General features: G+C 56.7%; 14 protein-coding genes. 8 read left to right on the forward strand and 6 right to left on the reverse strand.

The genetic code is table 11. The annotated features are described in order from the left end of the window. Position 1: 1 nt before the first annotated feature. From MTX19_RS28980 to MTX19_RS28995, 4 genes are all read left to right on the forward strand, one after another. The gene (locus MTX19_RS28980) at positions 2-4030 is read left to right on the forward strand and encodes an N-6 DNA methylase (RefSeq protein WP_280985586.1); all 4029 of its coding nucleotides are present in this window, start codon (positions 2-4) and stop codon (positions 4028-4030) included. 114 nt (positions 4031-4144) lie between these two features. Continuing rightward, positions 4145-6250 carry a DUF262 domain-containing protein gene (locus MTX19_RS28985; protein WP_280980434.1) on the forward strand — a complete coding sequence of 702 codons (2106 nt, stop codon included), beginning with the start codon at positions 4145-4147 and terminating at the stop codon, positions 6248-6250. Positions 6251-6543: 293 nt separating this feature from the next. Next, a complete protein-coding gene (locus MTX19_RS28990; protein ID WP_280980435.1) occupies positions 6544-7059 on the forward strand; it encodes an HNH endonuclease in 516 nt (171 codons plus the stop codon). A 174-nt stretch (positions 7060-7233) separates the two neighbouring features. Further along, positions 7234-9285 carry a UvrD-helicase domain-containing protein gene (locus MTX19_RS28995; RefSeq protein ID WP_280985587.1) on the forward strand — a complete coding sequence of 684 codons (2052 nt, stop codon included), beginning with the start codon at positions 7234-7236 and terminating at the stop codon, positions 9283-9285. Positions 9286-9293: 8 nt separating this feature from the next. Here the strand turns inward: MTX19_RS28995 and MTX19_RS29000 are convergent, their stop codons facing one another. The 6 genes from MTX19_RS29000 to MTX19_RS29025 form a co-directional block, all read right to left on the reverse strand. Further along, on the reverse strand, positions 9294-12224 hold the full coding sequence (locus MTX19_RS29000) for a DEAD/DEAH box helicase (protein WP_280980437.1): 2931 nt from the start codon (positions 12222-12224) through the stop codon (positions 9294-9296). 79 nt (positions 12225-12303) lie between these two features. Next, positions 12304-13695 (reverse strand): EH signature domain-containing protein, encoded by a 1392-nt coding sequence (locus MTX19_RS29005; protein WP_280980438.1) that lies wholly within the window; start codon positions 13693-13695, stop codon positions 12304-12306. Further along, the gene (locus tag MTX19_RS29010; RefSeq protein WP_280980439.1) at positions 13692-14591 is read right to left on the reverse strand and encodes an OmpA family protein; all 900 of its coding nucleotides are present in this window, start codon (positions 14589-14591) and stop codon (positions 13692-13694) included. The genes MTX19_RS29005 and MTX19_RS29010 overlap by 4 nt, the downstream gene beginning before the upstream one ends. A gap of 6 nt (positions 14592-14597) precedes the next feature. Continuing rightward, complete coding sequence (zorA, locus tag MTX19_RS29015) at positions 14598-16583, reverse strand: anti-phage ZorAB system protein ZorA (protein ID WP_280985588.1); 1986 nt, start codon at positions 16581-16583, stop codon at positions 14598-14600. 983 nt (positions 16584-17566) lie between these two features. Then, positions 17567-17929: a hypothetical protein gene (locus tag MTX19_RS29020; RefSeq protein ID WP_280980441.1), complete on the reverse strand. Its 363-nt coding sequence runs from the start codon at positions 17927-17929 to the stop codon at positions 17567-17569. Between the two features lie 87 nt (positions 17930-18016). Next, entirely contained in the window at positions 18017-18226 is a 210-nt protein-coding gene (locus tag MTX19_RS29025; protein WP_280980442.1) for a hypothetical protein, read from the reverse strand. A 753-nt stretch (positions 18227-18979) separates the two neighbouring features. On the opposite strand from MTX19_RS29025, the gene MTX19_RS29030 reads away from it, so the two are divergent. The 4 genes from MTX19_RS29030 to MTX19_RS29045 all read left to right on the forward strand — a co-directional run bounded on the left by MTX19_RS29030 (position 18980) and on the right by MTX19_RS29045 (position 24880). Then, positions 18980-21088, forward strand: a complete 2109-nt coding sequence (locus tag MTX19_RS29030) for a phage/plasmid primase, P4 family (protein ID WP_280980443.1) — start codon at positions 18980-18982, stop codon at positions 21086-21088. A 111-nt stretch (positions 21089-21199) separates the two neighbouring features. Beyond that, positions 21200-21742 (forward strand): hypothetical protein, encoded by a 543-nt coding sequence (locus MTX19_RS29035; RefSeq protein ID WP_280980444.1) that lies wholly within the window; start codon positions 21200-21202, stop codon positions 21740-21742. An 846-nt stretch (positions 21743-22588) separates the two neighbouring features. Then, complete coding sequence (locus tag MTX19_RS29040; RefSeq protein ID WP_280980445.1) at positions 22589-23683, forward strand: tyrosine-type recombinase/integrase; 1095 nt, start codon at positions 22589-22591, stop codon at positions 23681-23683. Positions 23684-23821: 138 nt separating this feature from the next. Then, positions 23822-24880, forward strand: a complete 1059-nt coding sequence (locus MTX19_RS29045; RefSeq protein ID WP_280980446.1) for a hypothetical protein — start codon at positions 23822-23824, stop codon at positions 24878-24880. Positions 24881-24905 lie beyond the last annotated feature (25 nt).

The following is a 24905-nucleotide window of genomic DNA, read 5'->3' on the forward strand; positions in this document are numbered from 1 at the left end:
GATGGCACGATTTCGCAGAGATCTTACTTCCGCGCTGATCTTCGATGCTATCGAGGTGGAAGGTGCGCTGATTTCTCCGGCCATGCTGGCGCTCATCGCACAGCATCAGGCGGGAGGGCAGACCGAGGCGGACTATTGTGTGCCGAAAGGTCTCTCACTCAGAGACGAGATTGCCCGCTATTTCCGCATCGGTCAGGCTATATTCCGAGAGCTTACTGCAAGCGACGCCCCCTCCCCCACGACAACGCTCAATTTTGTCGAAAAGCTTTTGCGCGACGTGTTCGGCTTCACCGACATCGCTCGGGTCGGCGCACGTGTCCTGCAGGAGCGCCAATTCACAATCTCCCTCGAGGCCCTTGGGGGCCGCGTACCGGTGACGGTGGTCCCGGCAACGGACGACCTGGATCGGCCAAGCGCCCAGCTACTGACCGATGGACAAAGACGCTCTGCCTCGTCGGCGCTCCAGAATTGGTTGAATGCTTCTGACTCTGCGCTGTGGGGTTTGTGTAGCAACGGCCTACTACTACGTCTCGTGCGCGACAATGCGAGTCTCACGCGGCCTGCCTTTGTCGAGGCTGATCTGCGACGCATCTTCGAAGGCGATGCCTTTGCGGATTTCGCCGCCCTATGGTTGCTCATCCATGCCAGCCGTTTTGGAGCTCCAGGGACCCTGCCGAGCGACTGTGGGCTCGAACGGTGGCGTGACGCAGGCCAAAAGCAAGGCGTGGCGGCGCGGGATAAGCTACGAGACGGGGTCGAGGACGCCCTGTTGAGCCTCGGTACCGGTTTTCTGTCGCATCCCGACAATGGCGCGCTACGTGGGCGATTGCAGAGCGGCGACCTGCCGCTCCCCGAGTTTTTCGGCGAGCTGCTTCGCCTAGTTTATCGGCTGATCTTTCTGTTCGCCGCCGAGGATCGCGATCTCCTCCACCAGCCTGGCACGGCAGTCGGCGCTCGTCAGCTTTACGCCAAGGGCTATTCGGTGGGCGCGCTGCGCGGCCGTGCGGTTAAGCGCGCAGCCTGGGACCGGTACCACGACCGCTGGGAAGGATTGTTGATCACCTTTGCCGCGCTTATCCGAGGCGAGAAGCGGTTAGGTTTGCCGGCACTTGCTGGCCTATTTGCGCACGACGTAATCCCGAATTTGGAGAATTCGCGCCTCGCCAACCGCAACCTCATGGAGGCAATTTTTCGTCTCGCCTGGCTACGCGACGAATCCGGATTGATGCCGGTAAACTGGCGCGACATGGAGACGGAAGAGCTTGGCTCGGTCTACGAAAGTCTGCTCGAACTCACCCCGCAATTGAGCGATGACGGGTGGGCGCTGGCGTTCGCCGAAGGCGGTGCAGCCAAGGGGCACGCCCGCAAGACGACCGGCAGCTACTATACGCCCGATAATCTGGTGCAGGCGTTGCTCGACAGCGCGCTCGATCCGGTCCTTGACCGGGTCGAGGCCGAAACAAACGACTCCTCGAAGGCTCTACTCGCCGTAACTGTACTCGATCCGGCCTGTGGGTCGGGCCACTTTCTGCTCGCCGCCGCGCGGCGAATCGCCACCCGATTGGCTCGCGTTCGCACCGGTGGTCTAGCGACCCCGGCCGATTATCGGCACGCGCTCCGCGACGTAGCGCGCGCCTGCGTCTATGGTGTGGACCGCAACCCGATGGCGGTCGAATTGACTAAGGTTGCGCTGTGGATCGAGACGGTCGAGCCCGGCAAGCCGCTCGGCTTTCTCGACGCCAACATTCGCTGTGGCGATGCGCTAATCGGTGTCTTTGACCTCACAGCGCTGGAGAAGGGTATCCCCGATCCCGCCTACAAACCACTAGCGGGTGACGACAGGGAAACAGCGAAGCATTTCGAGAAGAACAATAAGGCCGAACGTGATGGCCAAGGCACTCTCGACTTTGCTGTTGGATCGGGCCGGCTCCCGGCCGCGACGCCGATTGCCGGCGAGGCGAAAGCCCTTCGAGCGATGCCAGAAGACAGCCCCGAAGAGATCGTGGCCAAGCGCAAGCAATTCGATGTCGCGCTCAGCGATCCGCGCCGCTGGCGTTTGCGGGTCGCTGCTGATCTTTACATCTCTGCATTTTTTAAGACCAAGATCGGGGGCGTTCCGATCAACCGCAACACGGCCACGATTCCGACGACGGCGCATGTCTGGGAGGCGCTCGCCGGCCGCATGCCCTATGATCCGCTGGTCGGTCGTGCGCAGGTCTTGGCCGGGCACGCGGGGGCCTTCCACTGGCCGCTGGAATTTCCTGATATTATAGCGGCGGGCGGCTTCGACGTCGTGCTTGGCAATCCACCTTGGGAGCGCGTCAAACTCCAAGAGCAGGAGTTCTTTGCTGCACGCGATCCCGAAATCGCAACCGCGCCGAACGCATCTGCGCGCGGCAGGTTAATCGAAAAGCTCAAGGACGCCGCACCCGGTACGCGAGAGCGAGCGCTGTACGAGGAGTTCGAGACAGCCAAGCGCACAGCCGAGGCTTCATCGGTCTTTGCCCGCGTTCCAGTGGAAGACGGTGGCCGCTTTCCGCTCACCGGCCGCGGCGACGTGAACACCTACGCGCTGTTTACCGAATTGTTCGCAAACCTCACGTCCACCCGCGGACGCGCCGGCGTGATCGTGCCTACCGGCATTGCGACTGACGCGACCACTGCCCCGTTCTTCGCTGCACTTGTGAGTCAAGAGCGATTGGCGCAACTGATCGATTTCGAGAACCGTGATGCGATCTTTCCGGCAGTTCATCGAAGCTACAAGTTCAGTCTTCTGACCATCGGCCGCCACGTCAAACAGAGTCATTTTGTCTTCTTCCTGACTGAGCCGCGTCAGCTCGCCGAACGCGAGCGCCGCTTCACTCTCTCCACCAACGACATCGCCCACATCAATCCGAATACCAAGACAGCACCTATCTTTCGCTCGCGGGCCGATGCCGAGCTGACGGCGAAAATCTACGCGCGCGTACCGGTGTTGAGCGATGAAACGAAGGCCAAGGACGGCAATCCCTGGGGCATGTCCTTCCACACCCGAATTTGGCACATGGCAGAGGACTCGGAATGGTTCCGCACCGCTGCGCAATTGCACAAAGCAGGCTTTGTGCGCGACGGCAGCCATTGGGACCCGCCGATAGGCGCGCGGCCGCGCCAGAGCGCGCTTGCGCTTGCAGGCGGGCACGACAACCGCAGTCTCGCTTTGAAGGGCGGATCGCCAGGCCGCGACCGGGAGCGCTACGTGCCGCTCTATGAAGCCAAGATGATCCACCAGTTTGATCATCGCTGGGCGACCTATGACGCTGGCGACAGCCGCGACACGACCGTCGCCGAGAAGACCGATCCTGATTTCGAGCCGACCCCGCGCTATTGGGTGCCCGAACGCGAGGTCGCTGATCGCCTAACCCATCAGGGGTGGACGCGAGGCTGGCTCATGGGCTGGCGGGACATCGCGCGCGCAACGGACGAACGAACATTGATATCGGACGTAATTCCAGCGTTTGGATCAGGGGACAAGTTCCTCTTAATGTTTCCTGTTGCTGAGCCGGCTAAATGCGCCGCCTTGTTAGCATCCCTGAATAGCTTGGCATGCGATTTTGTGGCGAGACAAAAAATTGGCGCCACGTCGTTCAAGCTTTACCTTATTAAGCAGATTCCTATTCTTCCACCTTCCTTTTACACCCCCGCCGATCTCTCCTTCATCACACCGCGCGTGCTCGAGCTCACTTACACCAGCCATTCTATGGCGCCGTTCGCGCGCGACCTCGGCTATGACGGCCCTCCATTCAATTGGGATGAGGACCGCCGCGCACGGCTGCGGGCCGAGCTCGACGCCTTCTACGCCCGGGCCTATGGGCTTACACGCGACGAGCTTCGCTACGTCCTCGATCCCACTGACGTCAAGGGCCCGGACTATCCGTCGGAGACTTTCCGTGTTCTGAAGAAGAATGAGACTGCGAGATACGGCGAATATCGTACCGCGCGGCTTGTGCTGCAGGTTTGGGATCGTCTGGAACGTGGAGAGCTTACGACATGAGCGCTGGCGAATGGCACGACGCGGAACCCGTTGACGCGCGGTTTGCTCGATGTCTTCCTCATTCTCATCTGATCGCATCAACTGATCAGCTACAATTGCGACGGGGGCAATACAGTGACGAAGATTAGTGAGTTACTTGACGATATTCGAACCCAAGATCTGGTTCTGCCCGAGTTTCAGCGCGAATATGTTTGGACCTTAGATCAGGCAAAGCAACTATTGGTGTCCCTTGTAAAGGGATATCCAGTTGGAGGCCTTTTGATCTGGAAAACGGATCGACCACCCGAATTGAAGAATGTTGCAAGGCTCCCAGACAAGATGGGAACTGTTCAGGTTCTGCTTGATGGGCAGCAACGCCTGACCACGCTTCATATGCTGCTCACCGGAGCAATACCCGCCTACTACCGCGAAGAAGATATTCTAAGTGATCCGCGGGAGCTGTATTTCAATCTAGAGAGTGGCGAATTTCAATACTATCAAAGTTCACGGATGCACGGCGATCCGATGTGGCGACGGGTTGTCGATTGCTTCGTAGATAACAGCATCGACCCCATCGGCATCGCAATGGAAAGCGGGCGTGAAAGCGCTATCGTTCCAAAACTTGCCCAACAACTCAACAAGAACCTGAACTTGTTGCGAGCGATTAAGGACGTCAATCTTCCCGCTCAAGTTGTCCCGCAACATGCAGAGCTGGAGGAAGCGATTGATATTTTCGATCGGATCAATAGCCAGGGTACCAAGCTGACTGATGCCGAGCTAGCACTTACGCACGTAACAGCGAAATGGCCCCAGGCACGACGCGCGTTAAAGGAGAAGATGACCTTTTGCGCAGATCGGGATTTTGATTTTAATCTTACCTTCATGACACGCGCACTTGTGACGAGCGTCACGGGTCGCGCGCTTTATGAACTGATTCATCCGAGACCATTGGGGGAATTACAAAGCGGCTGGAAGACCCTCAGCAACGTGCTCGACTACCTGATGAACTTGTTGCCTAAAACGGCGCATGTGCACGGCACCGACGATCTGAGCACAACCAACGCCCTGATTCCAATCATCGCGTACCTGGCCCGAAGCAATGGCGTGTTTCCAGATCAGAAATCAGCGCAGCATGCGCTCAATTGGTTGTACTCAGCTCTTGTGTGGGCGCGGTATGGATCTCAGACGGATCAACGCCTGGAAGCGGACTTGTCGATCGTTGCCAAGGAAGTAGAGCCATGGTCGGCGCTTCGCGCCAACATCATCGAGCAACGTGGCAGGATCGATGTAAAGTCAGACGACTTTGAAGGCCGCACTGCACAACACCCATTGTATCGAATGGTATACATCCTGATGAAGGCCCACGGCGCATTCGATTGGTTCAATGGAGTGCCGTTGGGTAAGACGGTTGGAACGTCATATGCGATCCATAGCCATCATATCTTCCCCCAAGCGCTGCTGTATCGTTCGGGACTGGATGCCGACAATCACGTACATCGGCAGATGGTCAATGAAATTGCAAATCGTGCCTTCCTCACGGCAGTTAGCAACATCCCACTCTCCGATACAGAGCCAAGCGCCTATCTCCCTACGATTGAAGAAAAATATCCCGGTGCGCTTAAGAAGCAGTTCATACCCATGGATCCGGCGCTCTGGCGCGTGGATCGGTACGAAGACTTCTTGAATGCGAGACGTGAACTCCTGTCGCTCAAGCTGAATGAATATCTCGACAGCCTGATCGCTGAGCCCGACGAGGTCAAACATCGCCCTATTGCCGAACTGGTTAAGCTTGGCGAAAGCTCCGTCCTGGAGTTCAAGAGCACCCTACAATGGGATGTTACTCAGAAGCAGGCGAACAAAGGGCTGCGCAGGGAGTGTTTGAAAACAATTGCTGCTTTCATGAATTCGGATGGAGGAACACTTCTGATAGGCGTCGAAGACAACGGCAACGTTCTTGGGCTTAGTCATGATTTTAGTTTGTTCGGCGGCTCACGTGACAGGTTCGAGCAGACGCTGGTCAACATCATCTTCGAAGCGATTGGAGCAGCGTTCGGCCCCTATTACAGAATTCGATTCGAGCCGATCGATGATAAGCTAGTTTGCGTGGTTGAAGTCGATCCAGTTCGTGATGGCGGCGTCTTTGTGAAGACCGAGAAAGGTAACGAGTTTTTTGTCAGGCAGGGCAACACGACGCGATCACTCGACCCAGCAGAAACGCACGACTACCTAAAGACACGCTGAGCGGGAGGGGCGCGGGCAGCTTTTGGTTTTCATGGCGGCATGAGATGAAAAGCATTGAAGATCCTCCCGGCTTTATTCTACGCACACAGGTGCAACAGGTGGCTTGGGAGAATGGGTATAGGCTGGAGCGAGGCGTGGAGGCCGGCTGGCTTCACTACGCATCAACCACTGCGCCCGGTTCTATCTGGATAGCGGGAGACTCTGGTCAAGGCCCATGGCATCTGTCGCTCGACCGATCGAGCATCGCGGCCGAAATCGGAGACCTTCCTACTTCGTCCGTTAGAGGGCCTGGATTGATAACCTACGTTCTGCAAACTCTAACGGAGCTCCACAGCGCCCTTGACCATATCTATCGGTTGGCTATCAGCCTTCCAGAGGCGCCGCTCGACCGTTTCAAAGCCAAGACGGCCAATCTTCCTCGGACCACGGAGGCCGAGAGGATGCTCGTTCAGCGAATCGGGCAAGACGTGTTCCGTGACGCCTTGATGAACTATTGGGGCAGTCGCTGCCCAATGACCGGCATCACCCAACCCGCGCTGCTTCGTGCGTCACATATCGTCCCTTGGGCAGAGTGCACGGATGAAAAGCGGCTTGATGTACACAATGGTCTGCTGCTGTCAGCACTATGGGACGCTGCGTTCGATCGTGGGCTTGTCAGTTTTGGCGACGATGGATTGGTGCTCGCAAGTCCGAAGTTGGACGTCAAGGCGCGCAACGCGCTCGGACTGGCTGCCGCTCCTCAACTTCTGCGCTTGCACGACGAGCACCGCGCCAACCTTGCTCATCACCGGAGCCGATATGGATTCTAACGTTGCGATCTCTTCTGGCAAAAATCCATGCGAAGCAGCGAAAGATCGAAGTAGCAGCTATTCCGCGACCTGGTTCGGGCTGCTTAAATCTTTCCAGAACGCGTCCCTCCGATTGGAGCTTATCTAATCCGAAAATCAGCCTCTTCGTAAACATTAACACTTGAGACGCCAACCGTGCTTGAGCTCGCTAATACATTTCATCGCAGCCTGGATCGGCTTACAAATGCCGAGCAAATGGCGACCAAGACCGTAGTGTTCGACTATATGGCCGACCCATCCAGACCTGGATTGTCGGCGCATCGCATAGACAGGGCTAGGGACAAGGGATTCTGGACCATCAGGGTCAACCGTGACTTGCGCATCGTGGTCTATAAGCAGCACCAAAAGTCGGTCTTTTGCTACGTCGCTCATCACGACGACGCCTATTCCTGGGCAGCACGTCGGCGGTTCGAGGTACACCCTGTCACCGGTGCGGCGCAAATAATCGAACTCGTTGAAGTTGTTCGCGAGGAAGTCAGAACTGTTGCTCGCGAGGCCACGAGGGCCAGCGTCCTCGCGAATGAGGACCAGGATTATCTGCTCTCGCTCGGCGTGCCCGCGACTTATCTCGAGCTTGTGCAACAAGTTGACGAAGACGGCTTGCTTGAACTGCTACCACGGCTACCGGAGGAAGCGCAGGAAGCTTTGATGGCCATCGCGACCGGTGAGCGTCCGGAGCCTCGTCCGGTTATACAAACCAGCGCTGAAGCCGATCCCTTTACACATCCCGATGCTCTGCGGCGCTTCTGGGTTGCTAGTGACGAGCAGATGGTCGCTCAGGCACTTGAGAAGCCGTGGGCGGAGTGGCTCGTTTTTCTTCATCCCTCACAGCGAGCTGCCGTCGAGAAGAATGTTATCGGGCCCGCACGAATATCCGGATCGGCCGGAACCGGAAAGAGCGTCGTTGCCATGCACCGCGCCGCTCACTTGGCACGTGAAACTCAGTCCGGAAGAATCCTGCTGACGACGTTCTCGAAAGTCTTATCGGCGAGACTATCCGAGGGAATGGATACGTTGCTGGGGTTCTCATCTGAGGTACGGCAAAAAGTTGAAGTAATCCACCTTCATGCTTACGCCCATAGTCATGCGTCGCGGCTCAAGCCGCTGGCGATTGCTGACGACCGCGCGATCGATGACCTCATTGAACAGGCGCGGCATGACTTGGATGCAACCATAACGAACGAGTTTCTAAGGGCTGAATGGGACGCCGTCGTTGACTATTGGGGCATCAGATCGTTTGACGAATATAAAGGCATCGCACGCACCGGCCGCGGCGCGGCCATTAGCGTTGGTCTTCGTCGGCGATTATGGGACGTTTTCGAACGTGTGCAGCGGCAACTAGCTGCAAAAGAACTGCATACGTTTGGCGAGGTCTGCGATCGGTTACGACAGCGGATCGAGGAAGACGGGGCCCGACCATTCACACATGTCGTAGTGGATGAAGCTCAAGACCTGGGTCCGCGTGAGTTGAGATTAGTCGCCGCCCTGGCACCGCCCGGCCCTCGCTCGCTGACATTTGCCGGGGATGTGGGTCAGCGCATCTTCCGCTGGCCCTTCTCCTGGCTGAGCGCCGGCATTGACGTTCGTGGACGATCTCACCGTCTTAAGGTCAACTATCGAACGACTACCGAGATACGCCAATTCTCGGACCGCCTCTTGCCAGCTCGTCTTACCGAGGTGGACGGAGAAGCGGAAGAGCGTGGGGTCGTCTCACTGTTGAGCGGGCCCAAACCGGATCTCAAAGGTTCGACCGACCTTGCTGGAGAAGTACAGATCCTGGCCAACTGGCTCAGTGGCCTTCGTGAACGCGGTATTGCACCCAGTGAAATCGCGATCTTTGCGCGCACAAGGCGGGTGCTTCAGGAAAGGGCCGCCCCCGCATTGAAACGCGCTGACATGAGCAGCATCTGGCTCGTGCCGGACAAGACCCATGAAGGCGGAAACGTCGTTCTGGGTACACTTCATTCCGCCAAAGGCCTTGAGTTTCGAGCAGTCGCAATCGTTGCATGCGACGACTCCCAAGTGCCCCTCCAGGTCGCCCTGGACTTGATGAAGGAGCCTGACGAGAAGCGCCTGACCCAAGAACGGGAACTAAGCCTGTTGTACGTCGGCTGCACCAGGGCTCGCGATCAACTGCTGATAACCTGGTCCGGAAACCCATCGCGATTTCTCGATGCTGCGATGTAAGCTCGCGATCAGCTCCGCACGGTTTTGCCGAATAAGCTCTCAATGTCGCTGTCGCTCGTCGGCGGCGTCAGCATGTCGCGCGACAATCTGCGCTTGGCCTCAAGTAATCTGTCCAGGACTTCATCGAAGGACTCGTTGGGCAAATCCGGATGGGTAGCCATAGGGATGTGGATGTTAACCGGCTTGGTCTGCCCAATCCGATATGCGCGATCGTTGCACTGATCTTCGACGGCGGGATTCCACCACCTGCTGAGGTGAATGACATGATTGGCCGCGACGATATTAAGACCAACGCCAGCAGCCTTTGGCGAGAGAATCAGCAATCCGAAGCCATCCCCAGATTTCTCAAAGCTCTCGACGATGGCCAACCGCCGCTCGCCGGGCGTAGAGCCATTGATGATCGCGGGCTTTCGGTCCAACCCGAAAGACATGGCAAGCCCCCGCGCAAGCACCTCCTGCATGGCTAGGTTTTCTATGAAGAGCAGAGCCTTCTCGTTCCGGCTCGCGATTTGTTCGAGTAGCTCGACCGTCGTCAACAGGCGAGCGGACCCACGCACAAACATATCGAAGCGAGCCTTGCCCGTCAGATCGATTGAAGATGGATCCTCCGGATGCAGCGAAACGCCTCGCATTCCGTGCAAGACCTTCAGCATGAAGCCCCGGGATCGATCGCCGCTGCCACGGGCCTCCTGAATCAATTCTCGATATGCCTGAGCTTGTCCCGCAGGCATCTCAGTCGGATATTTCTTCTCTTGCTTCGTTGGAAGACCCTCTAAGATATCGACTTTCATACGACGCTTCATGACCGGCGGCGCCGCTTGCAGTGGAGTATCGAGCGTTCGTTTCAGTTCGCTCAGCTTTTCCGGAGAGTCTTGTTGGAATGTTCTTGAAAAGCTTTTCAGATCACCCAAGAACCCTGGAACTAGCCGATCGAACAGGCACCAGAGATCCTCCATCCGGTTTTCTATCGGGGTGCCGGTCAGACCAATCACAAATTCAGCATTCAGCGCTTTTGCCGCCTTGGTGTTGAGAGTATCCGGCGACTTGATTTTCTGCATCTCGTCGAAGAGCACAACCGAATAGGCGACCCGCGCAAACGATCGTTCATGATCGGTCAAGGTTTCATAAGTGGTCAAAATCCAGTCGGCTTCGCGCAGCTGTGCGACGTCAAGTGTGTCCTGATCGTTGCCCTCTGCGGAGCGCGGTAGCTTGAGCTGCTTGAGCGCGCTGCCATAGGCGTCGATCCGCTGTCCTAGCCCAAGCCCGGAGAGTCGGTCGAGGCTTTCCTTCTCCCAATTCCTCAGCAAAGCCGTCGGCGCAACGATAAGGAATGGTCCATGAGTTGCGCCCTGGGCGCGCAATGCCGCCGCATTGGCCTTGAGCCAAGCCAGAAACGCAAGAGCCTGGTACGTCTTACCCAAGCCCATGTCATCGGCAAGAAGAACACCCGGCCAGCCAGCTGTCCAAGTTTGGACCAGCCACCTGAAGCCCTCGATTTGATGAGGTTTGAGAGGGGTTGACCCCATCCGCGCCGCCGGCGGCGTTTCGGCGTCGATCAAAGCCGTCCGCCGTCTCAGTCCGAGTTCGTACTCGACTCCATCGAAATTGGTTTTCTTGATCAGCAAGACCAACCGCTGTTTGGGATCCTTGCCGTGGCCTTCAGTCTGAATATCCTCCAAAGTTAAGACTTCTTCCTGCGGCACCGTAGCTGACCGGCGGCGCTCTTCCGCCAGTACTTCTGGAGCAGAGTCGATTGGAATAGGACAGCCGCGAATGACAACGTGTGCATCACCGCGGATCTCGGCCTTTTGTATATCTTCCTCAACCTGTGCCAGTTCTTCCGCGCTGAGTGGCGCCAATTCCGAGACTGGCCCGTCCACGATCCAGCCGGCTTCGGGCAGCCAAGCATTCGGGCGGCGCGTCAACCAGGGTAGTTGTGGACGCTCCCACAGCCCCAGTCCTTCCACGCGGTCCGAATAGTGCTTGGTCTCCACGAACAACTGTCCGGGCACAGTGCCCTCACCGGCGCTTTCCAGTGCGTGAGCAATGGCTGCCCGGGGATTTCGAACGAAGGCGCGCCGCTCCTCTTCCGAGCCTTTTCGCTTTTCCTTGAGGACGTCAAGCGCCAGCTTCAGCGCAGGATCTATCAGGACGAAGCGATTGCGGCCGACCTGATAGGCATCTCTCGCCTGCCCCGCCCCGCCGATCGCCTGTACAACAAACGACCGCTGATCCTCGGCTGATAGCAGAGCCGCGTTCCAGTCCTCCGATGCATGGGCCTTAATCGAATCGGTTACGTTGGACTCTATTGGGCTTTCGGCGGCATCGGCCGGTTCGTCGTCCTGCGCAGTGAACTCCCGATTTCGACTCATGAGCACGGGAGCAAAATCCACCCCATTTGCGGTCTCGCGAACGTCTAGAGCAAAGGCGCCAGCCTGATATAGCGTAAACGTTTCCAGAAAGCCGTCGCGCTTCACCTCGGCTCCCGTGAGATGCTTCAACGTATCCTGCACCGGAAGCCAGGCAGACACCCGCCGCTCAAAATCGCTCCCGATGGTGCCGTTATACGTACCGATCGCATCCACGAGTCGAAACAATGTCGCATTGAGTCGACCAACCTGCTCTCCCCATTGCAGCAGCAGGCCGGCTCGTTCCGGCCGCACCTCCCTCCCCCACTTGTCGGTCCAACGGAGCCTGAGCAGGCCCGCGGGAGTTTCGATTCTTCCATCCAGCGCTATCGATAGCCCGAGCGCGGCGGGAGGCGGAAATCCCAGGGCGTCACAAATTCGGCCCGGCAACGACACCGCCTGGTCTGATGATATCCAGACATCCATGTCTGTCGATTTGGTCGCTCCGTTCTCGACCAGAGACTCCAATTCGAGCAGACACTCGCGGTCTAGCCCGGCGGCAGACCAATCCACGCGTGGAATGTCACGCATCCGGCCAAACCTACGTTTCTCGAGAGCACGAACATGAACGCCGTGCGTCGTAAACTCAGCCTTGAAGGACGCTCCCATCTTAGCGCACGGTGTATTCAGATTGCGGGATACGAACTCCCGTCAATTCCTGCAATCTGCGGGCGACTCGATTCTGCCAAACGTAATTTTCTGAACCGCCATGACCAAAGATGTCGTGGCGCGTGAGACTTTGTTCGGTGCGATCGGTTGGAACAGGTCGTCTGACATCATCCGAGCTGTATGCCCTCAAATTGAGACCTGGTGGCTTTGCCCGGCTATTGTTCGGCCAAATATTGCAAAATCCGTTGTAGCTCCAATCCGCAACGATGCACTGTCCGAAGTCGAGCAGAAGCACGGCGTGACCTCTTTGGACAGCCTTACGCCCGCCATAGTTGAAGACCCCAAAAGGCGCTTCGCGGCCAAATGCGCTGCGCGCCTCTGCGGCTCCATCCTCTCCGAACACAACCCAGGCATTTCTGATAAGCCCATGATTATGAAAAGCGAGCCAGAATTTGCGACGATATTTCCAGGCTCCATCCGGCGCTATTCTGTCGACAACGTCGAAGAACTGTCGCAACGACTGCTCGGTTAGCCACCGCTTCAAAATGTCGGCGACATCATCCAAACCTATCCATTGCGCGCCATTGATTCTGGGATCGCCGAAACGGCCAACCAAGAAGTTGGAAATAAGGTCTCGATCGGCCTGAGCCGGAAGCGCGTTTCCGAAAGGCAACGTCAGCGCACGCGCCATTTCCTTGCGCCAGACAGGGAAGATGAGCCTGTCATCTGGTCCGAGGCACCATCTGCGAATGATGTCCAGTCGCTCCGGAGCCGCCACGATGGGAGCTCCTTGCAAGATTTTGAGTCCCGCTGCGTGCATGAATGCCGCAAATTCTCCCTCAGCGAATGAGCTGGAAAGTCCAATCGTCTCCAGAAATGCTTGGACGTTCAGCTGCTTGCCAAGCGCTGCCTGTGCCAGTTGAACGATTCGAGCAGCTCCATTGAAAATGTCATATCGAGCGTTCAGACCGATCCACGGTTCTCCTGCAACGGGCGCAAAGCTGCTGAGGACGTATGATATTCGATCTAATTGAGGTCGATTTGGTGCGAACTCCATCAAATACACAGAGGCGAGCTGGCGATAGGGGCGCTTGCGTCTCATCTCAGCCACTCGCGCGAGGACAGCCTCGAGAGCGCCATTGTACTCCGCTATGGCAGGTTTCGTTGTCCAAATGCACCAGGTGATCTTGTTCCAGTCTCCGACGGTGGGCTCTCCACCGCGAGACAGTTGGTAAACAAACCTCTCCGCTACTGCATTGAGATCAACCGTCGGTTTCGCGAACTCGCCAGATGGTCTTGCCGATAGCGTTGAAAGAAGGCGCGCCACCGCTGTCGGTCCGCACAATGGCGGGGGAAGCCTTCTCCGCGCTTTTAAAGCGTCACGGAAGATCATAGGGAACCACCCTTCAGTTCCTGAATGGCAGCCCTCATCCTCTGAAGCAGGCCCTGCACCTCCTCAAGTCCAGAGGTCGGGTCAGTATCCATCACGAATCGCAAATCGATCCTGCGATTTCTTCCCCGAGCGATTGTAGTTTCTGACGGATCAATCGGACGGGTCGACGAATATCCTGAAATCGATAGAATCTCTTGTTTACGCCGATTGACGATCCTACGGAGCTCCGGCGCTACTGCTATAAGCTCGCGATAGGTACTGGCAGCACGCTGAGCCGAGAGCGACCAATTCTGATCATCATTCCCAGTCTCGTCGGTGTGCCCCTCAATGAAAACAGTTTCGACCGATGCTTGATCGGGATTCCGACATGCGAACTGAGAGCGCGGGCCGGGACAGATCGAATAGGCAGGCAACACCCGAGAGAGGACATGCGCAATCTTGTCAACATTCTTCTTTGCGTCACCAAGAAGAGAAAAATTGTTGACTGGAAACTGAACCGCGGCTTCCGTCAGGCGGAGCACATCACCTGAGGGCGATATCTCAACAGTTAGCCCTTCCCGACTCAATTGATCTCGAACTTCAGTAAGGAGGCGCAGGCGCAGTTCACTTGCTTCGCGAATTTCGTCAAGCCGCCTCCGGATCCGCAATTCCGTCTCGTCAAGCTCTCGTCCTACCGATTCTGCGACCTCAATCTTCTTGGATTGGACCTTTGTCTTGGCCACCTGGACATCAGTCTGCTGCCGAAACAGAAGAGCGAAGCTCATCAACAAGATGATGAAGATGAACAGCACCCCCACCATCATGTCCGTCATCGAAATGAAATAATTTTCGCCCTCCTCATGCGAATCCGAAGAACCTTGAGGCGGCAAGTCGGAAGCTGCATCGTGGTAGGTCATATCATGTTACTCGGCAGGCTCACGGGTAATCATGGCCTGCAGAAACCCGTCGAGCGTTTCATGGAGGGTCTCCACGTTCTCAGAAAGACTTACCACTGCGGAGCTAATCTTGCCCAAGATGGCTCCCGTGTGATCGTCTATTTGCTTGACGAAGTCGCGCATAGACTCCTGATGCCGAGAAACCTCCTCGTGAAAGCGGTCTGCGGCCCTGCCGAGGTCTTCGTCAACCGACTTGAACCTTGTTTCGTACTGATCCCAGACCTGTGCGATCTGAGCGAGATGCGCTGAAAGTTTTTCAGCAACGTTGTCCGCAGATTCCTGCGTGCTGGAAAGTGCTTCCACAGATTCCGCCATGGACGTACTCATGCGCTCAGTCGATTCGGCGACACGAGCTGAATGCATCAAAAGTGGCTCGCTCGCTGAACGGACATCACTTGCCACTTGGCTGAACGCATCAGCCGTCTCTCTCGAACGATCGCTGATCGTCTCGATTTGCGCAGTTTGCCCAGAAAGAGCCAATGAGACTGATCGCAATGTGTCAGAAAGAGCGGCAATATCGCTCCGTAGCACCCCAACCACTTCATCTATGCCGGCATGCACGGCCGCGGCCGCTTGCTCTCCTGCAGTTACGGATCGCCGAGTGCTTTCCTCCAGCTGATCAGCAAGTCGCTTCTGCAGATCTGTAAGCGTACCGCCGAACCCCTTCGATTGCGCTTCAAGACTTTCCATTACCTGAGCAAGACCGGCTTGAACCGATTTTGCGACATCCGCCGCAGAGCCGCTCAGGTTCTCACTCGCGGTGGCGAGCACCTTGCCGATCGCCTCCGCCGCTTGCGTTAACTTGCTAGAGAAGTCTTGTCCTGAACCCGACAAGTTGTGTTGTGTCTTGTCCAGCGAGTCGCGAAGGCTCTTGAGCGTATCAACAATCTCTCGCATCTCACGACTGGCACCTTGATCAAGCCGCTCGACGAAATTTTGAACCAAGCTGTCCGCACCCGTCCGGGAGGTTCGCGCGAGTTCCTCCGTGGTCCGCTCGAGCCGATCCGAAAGAGGAGCGACTGCTTTCGTTATCGCACTCCCTAACGCCGGAGCCACCGACTCGCCGAGACGCGCAAAGAAGCGTTCGCTGTTTATCTCCTTCAACTGATCCCTTTGCGCAGCGAGTATCTGACGCGACTCTTCTGCAATGCGCTGGGGCGGCGAAAATATCATCCGCTGCTCGATCGCGCGTGATAGCCCCTCGAAAGCGCCCTCGATCCAAATCTGGTACGTTCGAAACGTCAGGGCCAACCCCAACGACGCACCCAAACCCGCGATTGAGGTTGAGAACTTGAATGTCGCCGCAGCGAGCAGTTCGTTCAGAGAAGTGGTCATTGCCTCAGCTGAACCTGCAGCAGTGCTGCCCGCAGCCCGATTTAGCGCCAAGACAAGACCAATGAATGTCAAGAGGAGTCCGAGCCCGACGAAGTAGCCTGGGATCGAACTCATCATCTTGAGCCCGAAGAGCTCACCACGAGCATCGGCTAGGTTGATGTAAGTTTGCGGCCGGACGGTATACCGAACTACGTTGTCGTCTCGGATAACTGTCGCCGAGAATTGGCGCCATCCGTGGCCGACCACAGCATTGCACTCCAGTCGGCCTGAAATCCCGTCAAATGCCAGCGCGAAACCTGCAAAATCACCGGGACGCCCGAGGAAACCTCGGGCGCCCCTCAACGTAGCTCGAAGCAGAAGTACGTGCGAGATCAAGAAGGCGCCGGCGAGCGCGATCGCTATTTGTCCGATCCCGGACGATAACGCAAAAGCGAAGCTCCGCTCTGACACGTGCTCGATGTCCCCGTTGCTGACTTCTCGCAGCACATCGAGAACATGGTTCCAATCTGAGTGGGGAGCGAATCGGGCCATTGCAATTAGAGTGGCCGCGAAGCTTCCCCAGAAAAGCGCCAGGCGAAACCAGCCACGCCAGAGCAACGGTGTACCGAGAACCCCCAAGACTGCCCCCACTGTAGTCACTCGAAACAAGTACGTGTCAATTCTTTCTTATACAACTGAACTTCAGTCCCGCCCTCACTGCCAGTATTGGAGAAGGCATGCAGCCCCTGGCCATCGCGTCTCTGGAACACCGTATTTACACGGTTCGGGTTGAAAATCAGGTATCTCACTACCTGGCAAAGATCCGATCATGGCTACGATTAGCGAGATCTTCCCCTCCGACCAAATAACCGATTGATTTATCTACTTAAAACACACCTTTGGCACAAACAGTGAACGTCAAGATGAGAAACTTTCCAAATGCAACTATCAGTTTTAGATCTACCTTGGCTCACATCTAGAGCAGAGTGCGAGATCTTCGACGAGTTCAGATTCTGCGCGATCGTCATCACGAGACCGATCCAAGGTCGATCCTTACGCATCAGTTAGACGGGATACCCACGTCGTCTCCGGAACATCACCCTTCACGCCATCGCCTGGACGGTCGATCCCGTGATTGCACGGCGCGAGGTCAAGGAAGTTACGTTGTTGCTCGACAGCCGCCGCCTGACCACGGACGTTATGACGTATCGGTCGAGGTGGGAGCGCAGCTAGTCGATACCGAGTTCGGCGATCTTCATGCCCCCTCGATCAGCTCACTATCTACGAGTCTCGTCGGAGATGATAATAGTGCCGAAATTTAGAAATTTTTGAGCGCGATCTCCGCGGCACTATGCCAACGCGATGCGATCGTCGCCCCTATAAAACCATCCACCCCTTCGATGTCACGGTGGACCATCAAGGGCGCGTGACTGCGGCTGACCGATCGTCTTGAAACCCGCGCGCATCAGAATTTCGATTGAAATCCGGTAGCAGCGACGCTCGCTGAATCCATGGGCTGGCTCGAACGCCGCGCGGGAGCTGCGCACACCAGCAGCATCGGATCCGGCTGAGGCTCGAGCGGCATCAGCCGGATCTGTATCGCTATTTCTCGCTCTGAGTCCCTAGCGTTTCCACTCTCTAAGAATCTCCGGATACTCTTCCTCCGGCTCGGGAGCAGACGGCATCCTAATCCAGCCCTTTATGATTTCGCCGCCGACGACGTCTGAGAGCGCGAATTCGAATGACACGTCGCGTGACAGTGCCTCGATGTCCTCATCGACTTCCCCGCGTTCGACGCCGATTGCAGGCACTTTGCCCGGCCAGGTTATGGCCGCCGGAGCGTCGACCACACAATATTCACAGTCGTCAGGATCGATGATCGCTTCGACCATCCACCACAGCGTCTCAAGGTCCGGCGCCCAATAGAGCCCGACAGCCTCTTTGGTGTCGACACAGCGAATTGCAAAAAGGACCAACTGCAACATTTTCTCTCCACGGTGAGATCAGCTAAAGACATTTTCGGATTGATTGATGTGCCGGCCTGACAAACCAGCCCGTCGAGCGGATCGTGGTCATGGCTGAACACGCTGCTTGTAGTGCTCGATGAGAAGTCCGACAGGATCGGGGCACGTGCGGCCCCAACATTCGATGCACTGCCGCGCTCGCGTCAGGAGATCGATGCCCTCGTGAATGCTGGGGAGATCTTCGTCGTCGACGTCCCCAAATTCGAGTGCCAGGGCCGCGGCCAAGGCGCCGATCAGATCGATTTCATCTGCTGTCATTGAAAAAGCCTTTGGTTTTGCTCAATATGAAAAGACCGCTTTAGTCGGACAGGCGACGGCCCTGCGCACCGCCGACTTGTTAATATTGGAAAGTCGCAATGAGTTCCGGATACAATCAAAAAAAGAAAGCACGTAGGTTCGGAAGACCACCGACATACGCGACGCCGATTATGGTGCGCCTGCTTCCTGAGCAGCTGGCTGCCCTTGACGCATGGATCAAGCGGCAACCAGATAAGCCCGGGCGCCCGGAAATGATCAGGCGGATCCTGAACGAGTACTTGGCATTGGAATAGGTGACGAAGAAGCGTCTTAGCGAGTGCCTCAAGCCGGGGACTAGCATACGGGACCTCGAGTAACAGCTAACCAGATAAATTGTGTGGTTCGAAGCTAGAGCCAGGACCTCATACTCCACCCGGGTCAGACCGGTCGGGTTATGCCTCGAAGCGTTTCGGATTGCTGATCTGCTGGCGCAGTCAAATGCACACAAACGGCGATGGGCAGGCGAAGGGGAGTGTGTATCTACTCGACAAATCGAAGGCTTGAAGCTTGGACAACGGCTCTCCACCTCATTCAAATCCAAAGAGAATACTTTACGAACAACCGCCATTACTAAACTGACGATTGCACTGAGACTGAGACTGACACTGAGACTTAATTCGTACCCCCCTATGAAACTCACATTCATAGGGTGTTCGTCGCCCGCTGCTGGTGAGCATGTGGCGGCTTTATTGAAGTATTCACCTCAGCGACAGAATGCACGACTTATGTAGTGTTGAGACGAATTCCACCCTGACCGCCGCTTTGGATCTTATCCGGCGTGGCTTTAAGATCTTTCCTGCTCGTGCTCGCGACAAGGTGCCGGCGCTCTCCGGCTGGCAGGAGCACGCTACCACAAATGAGGACCAGATCCGGGAATGGTTCTCGCGAGACGGCTACAACATTGGCGTCAAAACAGGCCGGGACACTGGCCTGCTCGTCGTTGACATTGATCCGAAGAATGGTGGCGACGAGAGTTGGGAGCAGCTCAAGGCAGATCTCGGAATCGCCGATATCCTCACTCTGACCTGTCGCACCGGTGGCGGAGGGCGGCATCTTTATTTCGCCCTGCCGAGCGGGTTGCCGCACCGCGTTAAGGGGCCCGCCCCCTTCATGGGCTATGCCGGCGTCGACATCCGCGCCGACGGCAATCTTGTCATTGGCCCTGGTTCTGTCCATTCGAACGGTGGTCGCTACGAATTCGTCGATCCGGCGATTCCTATCGCTACTGTCCCGGATGTTATTCTGCAGAACCTTGTTCCGAGCCCCGGAAAAAGCGTTTCGGGCGCAGCAGCTGGAGCATCTATCCCCGAGGGAAGCCGGAACACTAATCTGCACCGCGAGGCTACCAGACTTCGTCTGCATGGCCTCGCCCAGGATGAGGTCCTCGCAGCTATCAACCAGATGAATCAGGGCCGTTGTCGTCCGCCGCTACCTGACGGAGAGGTGGAGCGGCTGGTCAAGTCCGCATTCGATTGGGTGCCTACCGTCATTCCCACGACCCACATCGAAGCGGCAGAGCACTTCGGGAAACTCATTCGCGGCTACGCCTCATGGGTACCCGAAGAAAAGACCTGGCGTGTTTTTGACGGCCGGGTCTGGCAGAAAGACATCACCGGTGACGTCGAGAGGCGGATCAAGGGATGGGTCAAGCTGCTTATCGAGCATGCCGAGGCCCTCCCCGACTTGGACCTTCGCAAGAGCTTGTCGAAGGTCGCCCGGCGCCTCGGCCAGGGCCGTGACATCGCAGCGGTCCTCAACCTCACCAAGTCTGAGCCCGAGATTTCGTGGTCGAGAACGAGCTTTGACCAGCACGCCGACCTTATCTCCGTGTCGAATGGCGTCCTTCGATTTGCGGCGAGTGGTGAGATTGAGTTCCGCCAGCACCGGCCCGAAGATTTGCTCACGAAGAACCTCGACGTTGAGTTCAATGCCGCAGCCGAAGCACCCACTTGGCACCGCTTCTTGACGCGCACGTTCGATAACGATGCTGAGATGATTGCATTCGTGAAGCGGGCCGCCGGCTACTCCATGCTGGGCGAGGTACGCGAGCAGATCTTTTTCATCGGGTATGGTATCGGCCGCAACGGCAAGAACACGTTTATAGACGCCATTGCGCACGTCTTGGGAGCCTACGCGCGCACCGTAGCGTCGGGAAGCTTTCTGAAGGGCAAGAGCGGTATCAGGTCGGACATCGCCTCACTGGCTGGGGTACGGTTCGCCTACACGTCCGAGATTCCCGAAGGCCAGAGCTTCGACGCCGCCCTGCTAAAGTCGCTCACGGGCGATGCCAAGATCTCGGCTCGTTTCCTGTTCGGTAATGAGTTCGAATTTTCGCCGACGGCGAAGCACTGGTTCGTGACCAACTACCTCCCCGAGGCTGACGCTGAGGATTACGGCTTGTGGCGCCGGCTCATCCCGATCCCCTTCAAGATCGTGATCCCGGATGAAGAGACCGATCCTCTTCTACTCGATAAGCTTCGCGCCGAAGCTCCCGGAATTCTTCGTTGGCTCGTCGAGGGCGCTCAGGACTGGCTGAAATCCGGCATCGTCCCACCGGCATCGATCAGGGACGCACGGCAGTCTTATCGGCAGGATGTCGATGTCCTGGGTGCGTTCCTCACAGAAGAATGCAAGCAGGCCGACGAGCTCCAGGTCGGAGCGAGCGAGTTGTTTCAGCATTTTCGCTTCTGGACGCGCTCGCAGGGCCATCCCGATTGGTCAATGCGGAAGTTCAAGGAAAATCTCCTCCGCAAGCATTTCCGCCAGAGGAAGACCAACAAGGGTCAGGTCTGGCATGGCCTGCGTTGGGAGCCTGGGCGGTAGCCCGACCCGCCACTACGCCTCCTCCGGGGTGACATCCGCCGTGGAGGAGTGGTGACGGTGACGTTAGTCAGCAGACGTTCAATACAGAACTAGTTACTCGAGATCACAACAATGAAAAACTCCTCCACCTCCTCCACTCTCTGCAAACCCCACTCCTCCCCAACGGAGGGAGCGGCGCAGCCGGCTGATATTAGAAGGACGAGAGCATCGTCCACAGGCCTCCATCATCTCCCTTCCCCGGACGAACTGGATCTTGCCGGTCAAAATCCTTGGGGTGTGGTTGGCACAAAAATTCTCGCCAAGGCTCTCAGCGTAGACCGAGCGCTCCTGAACGTGTGGCACTACCGTACCATCCTCCCCCCACCAATGCCGCGAAAGTGGTTCCGTACCAACACCTTGGTTTTTCGGGTCGATCATATTTTGGCTTGGCTTGGCGACACCCGCGAACCGCATGAGATCTGGAGGCCGCATCTGCGTAAGATTTATGGAGATCAGACTAACGATCTCAGCGGCGATGAAGTCTGCCGATTGACTGCACACCTGGTCGACCTGCTTGGCCGGGGAAGTGCAACACCTGAAGGCATCAATTGGAAGGACTGGGGCTTCAACGAATACGTCTTGAGTCTGGCAAGCACAGCGGGGGTCATGCGATGAACGACTTCCACTACGATGCCGACAGCGGCTTCTATGTTCACGTTCGGACAGGTCGCCCAATTGCCACCGCTTTTGAAAGGAGCGTGCATATCTTCCCTTGGGAATTTCGGGACGTGGTCAAAGTTATTTGCCCGTACTGCGGACAGGTCCACGAACACGATGCCTGCACTGGCCTTAGGGGATCGCACTGTCAGTTCATTCAGCCCCCTGACTACTACGTCTACGTGCCACCGCGAACACCATTGGTATTGCGATACGGCATACTCCGGCCGATCACAGTGATCCCTCGCCTGTAAAGTCACCTCGATCGCGCCGTCCCGTTCCACCAGAACGCAGCTTATGCCGGATGACAGAGAGCGACATGACGTTCGCTCTCATCATCTGAAACATCTTCTGCGGCCCGCAGCTTAAGTTTGGGAAGTGTATATGTACTTCCCCACACCGATACTCGCGAAGAAGCCGTCAAGTATCTAGATTTCTGCTGGTTGCAGATCGTTAGGACGTCTCAATGAGCAAAAGCGGTCAGGTCGAGTTGCCTTCGCGATTTCGGAATGTAGCGCCCAGAGGTATGACGAAGGATGAGGCAGCAGAATACTGCGGATGCGACACTAAGGCAGCATTCGATAGCTGGGTCATTAAAGGGATCGTGCCCGGTCCAATTCCGGGGACACAACGCTGGGATCGCAAGGCCATTGATATATACTTGGATCGCGCGTCCAACATCTCGACGACACTGTCAGGCAGCGCCTTGGCCGACTGGAAGACAAGGCGTGCGGCTCGAACAAATTGACTGATACAAACGCCAATAGTGATAGACTTTCGTTTCAGACCTTTTGGAAGCCAGCAATGCGTATGAACCTGGTGGGCCTATATTGGACCCAAGCCAAGTTGGCCAATGGCACTCTCGTCAAGTACTACTACGCTTGGAAGAAAGGCCCACGCATTAAGGCCAAGTACGGCACCCAGGATTTTATCCGCGAGTACAACGAGCATATCGCCTCCAGGAAGAAGCCGAAACAGGGCCTGGTTTTCGCGCTGATCGCAGAATTCAAGATCTCGTCTGAGTTCAAACAGCTCAGCGACAAGACGAAGAAAGATTACCTTCGCTACATCAAATTAATCGAGGAAGAGTTTGGCGACATGCCCCTCGAGGCAATCGAAGAGCCCGGTGCTCGCGGTGAGTTCAAGTCCTGGCGCGACAGCATGGCCAACAACCCACGCAAGGCGGACTACGCCTGGACAGTGATGGCCCGTATTTTCTCCGTTGCCAAGGATCGCGGACGCATCACAATTAATCCCTGCGAGCGCGGCGGCCGGCTTTATGAAAGCGGCGATCGCCTGGAGAAGGTTTGGGGTGAGAACGCCATCCAGCAGATGATCGAAGCCGCAGCCCCGCCTCTGGTCGATGCCATGATGCTTGCACTTTGGACCGGCCAGCGTGAAGGCGACCTTCTGAAGCTGAAATGGTCCGATTATGACGGAAGATATATCCGCCTCATTCAATCCAAGTCGATCCGTCACGGCAAGAGGAGCAAGGCAAAGCGGGTGACCATTCCAGTCAGCGGGCCACTTAAAACCTATCTCGACGCGAGCAAGAAGCGAGGCATCTTCATTCTGATGAACACTCGCGATCGCCCATGGACCAAGGATGGGTTTCGCTCGTCATGGGGCAAGGCATTCGCCAGCGCCCGGATCAATGAGGATCTGACATTTCACGATCTGCGCGGCTCGGCGGTGATCCGTTTGGCGCTTGCCGGATCGACAGTCCCGGAGATCGCGACCTTCACTGGCCACAGCCTGAAAGACGTAGAGACCATCCTAGATAAGCACTATCTCGGCCGCGACGTGAGGTTGGCGGAGAGTGCCGCACGCAAGCTTGAGGCAATGTTTCACGGCAGGGTCTCGGCAAGCTCGGGACTTGCATCGAACGAAGGCACCTGAGCGCTTGCTTGAGGCTGTTCAACCGGCATCGGGCGGCGTCCGTACGCAGCCGTATAGAAAACAGTAGGGCGACCGGAGAAATTGAAGCGAAATGGCGCTCAGGGGCACCGGTTGCCAACATCACATCAGGATCAACGAATGACGCTTTGTGTTGGCTTCATCGATTCAGAAGCGGTTTACCTTACTGCCGATTCAGCCGTGACCGTTCCGCACAGACCGCTGAACACCGAGTACAGCACGTTTGGAGAAAAGCAGCCTCAGACCCCCGTTTTCAACGTCGAAGAGTCCGCCCTAAAGATCCTGAGGCACGGCGAGACGGCCGCAGCGTTTGCGGGGGACGCATCCCCGATCAACGATCTATTTTCCAACTACATCAGTGCGTCGCGCATGTGGTCTCCCCAGCAGGCGTTCGGCAACGCCTGGGCAAGTTCACACGATGGGCGAAATTTACAAGCTTTGCTCGCCTACCACGACGAGGGCGGGCCGCACCTTGTAAGATACGATGCGACGTCGGTTGCCGGAACTGAAGTGACATCTGCAAGCATTGGCAATATCGCTGCAGAAGACAAGGAATATCTTCGCTCTGCTCTACAGACGATGCCGCTCAACTCTGACGTAACGGATCGTCTTGCTTGCACCGTTTGCATCTCGCAGCGCGTCAGCATTCTCCTCAATATCTTGGAGACGCACGGGATCGGTGGCGCGATAGCCGGCTGTTCGGTGAGCAAGAAGGGGCTTTGCTGGGCTCCCGACACCTTGCATGTTATCCTCAGAGGAGAAATGGCGGATCAACTGTCGAACGACGTTCTCACCACAGTCTTGACCTGCACGCGGCTCGACACTCTCTTTGTCCGTAATAATTTTGGTCCCAGTTACAGCGGCTTCACAACCAACTTCGGCGTCAACACTGGACGAAGTCGGCGAGAAGTAGTCGACAGCATCCTGAGCAACATCGCACTTCTGCCTCCGGTCGATACTGACCTAAAGGTCGAATACATCGTCTTTCACGATGTCCTCACTCACCTAAGCACCATCTTTGATGTCCGGGCCGGAGAGCATCCAAACCTAAAATATTGGCTCCATCGCGCTCCATCCGGACAGCTGAATGTTCACTTTACAGCATCCGGAAATGGTTTGGGTGCTTTGAGGAGGCCAACAACCAGTGGTGACATAGCCTTCGTGCCGCTGAGATATTGAACTCGGCACTCCCCCTTGAGAACTG

This window comes from Bradyrhizobium sp. ISRA464 (genome assembly GCF_029910095.1).
GTDB lineage: Bacteria > Pseudomonadota > Alphaproteobacteria > Rhizobiales > Xanthobacteraceae > Bradyrhizobium.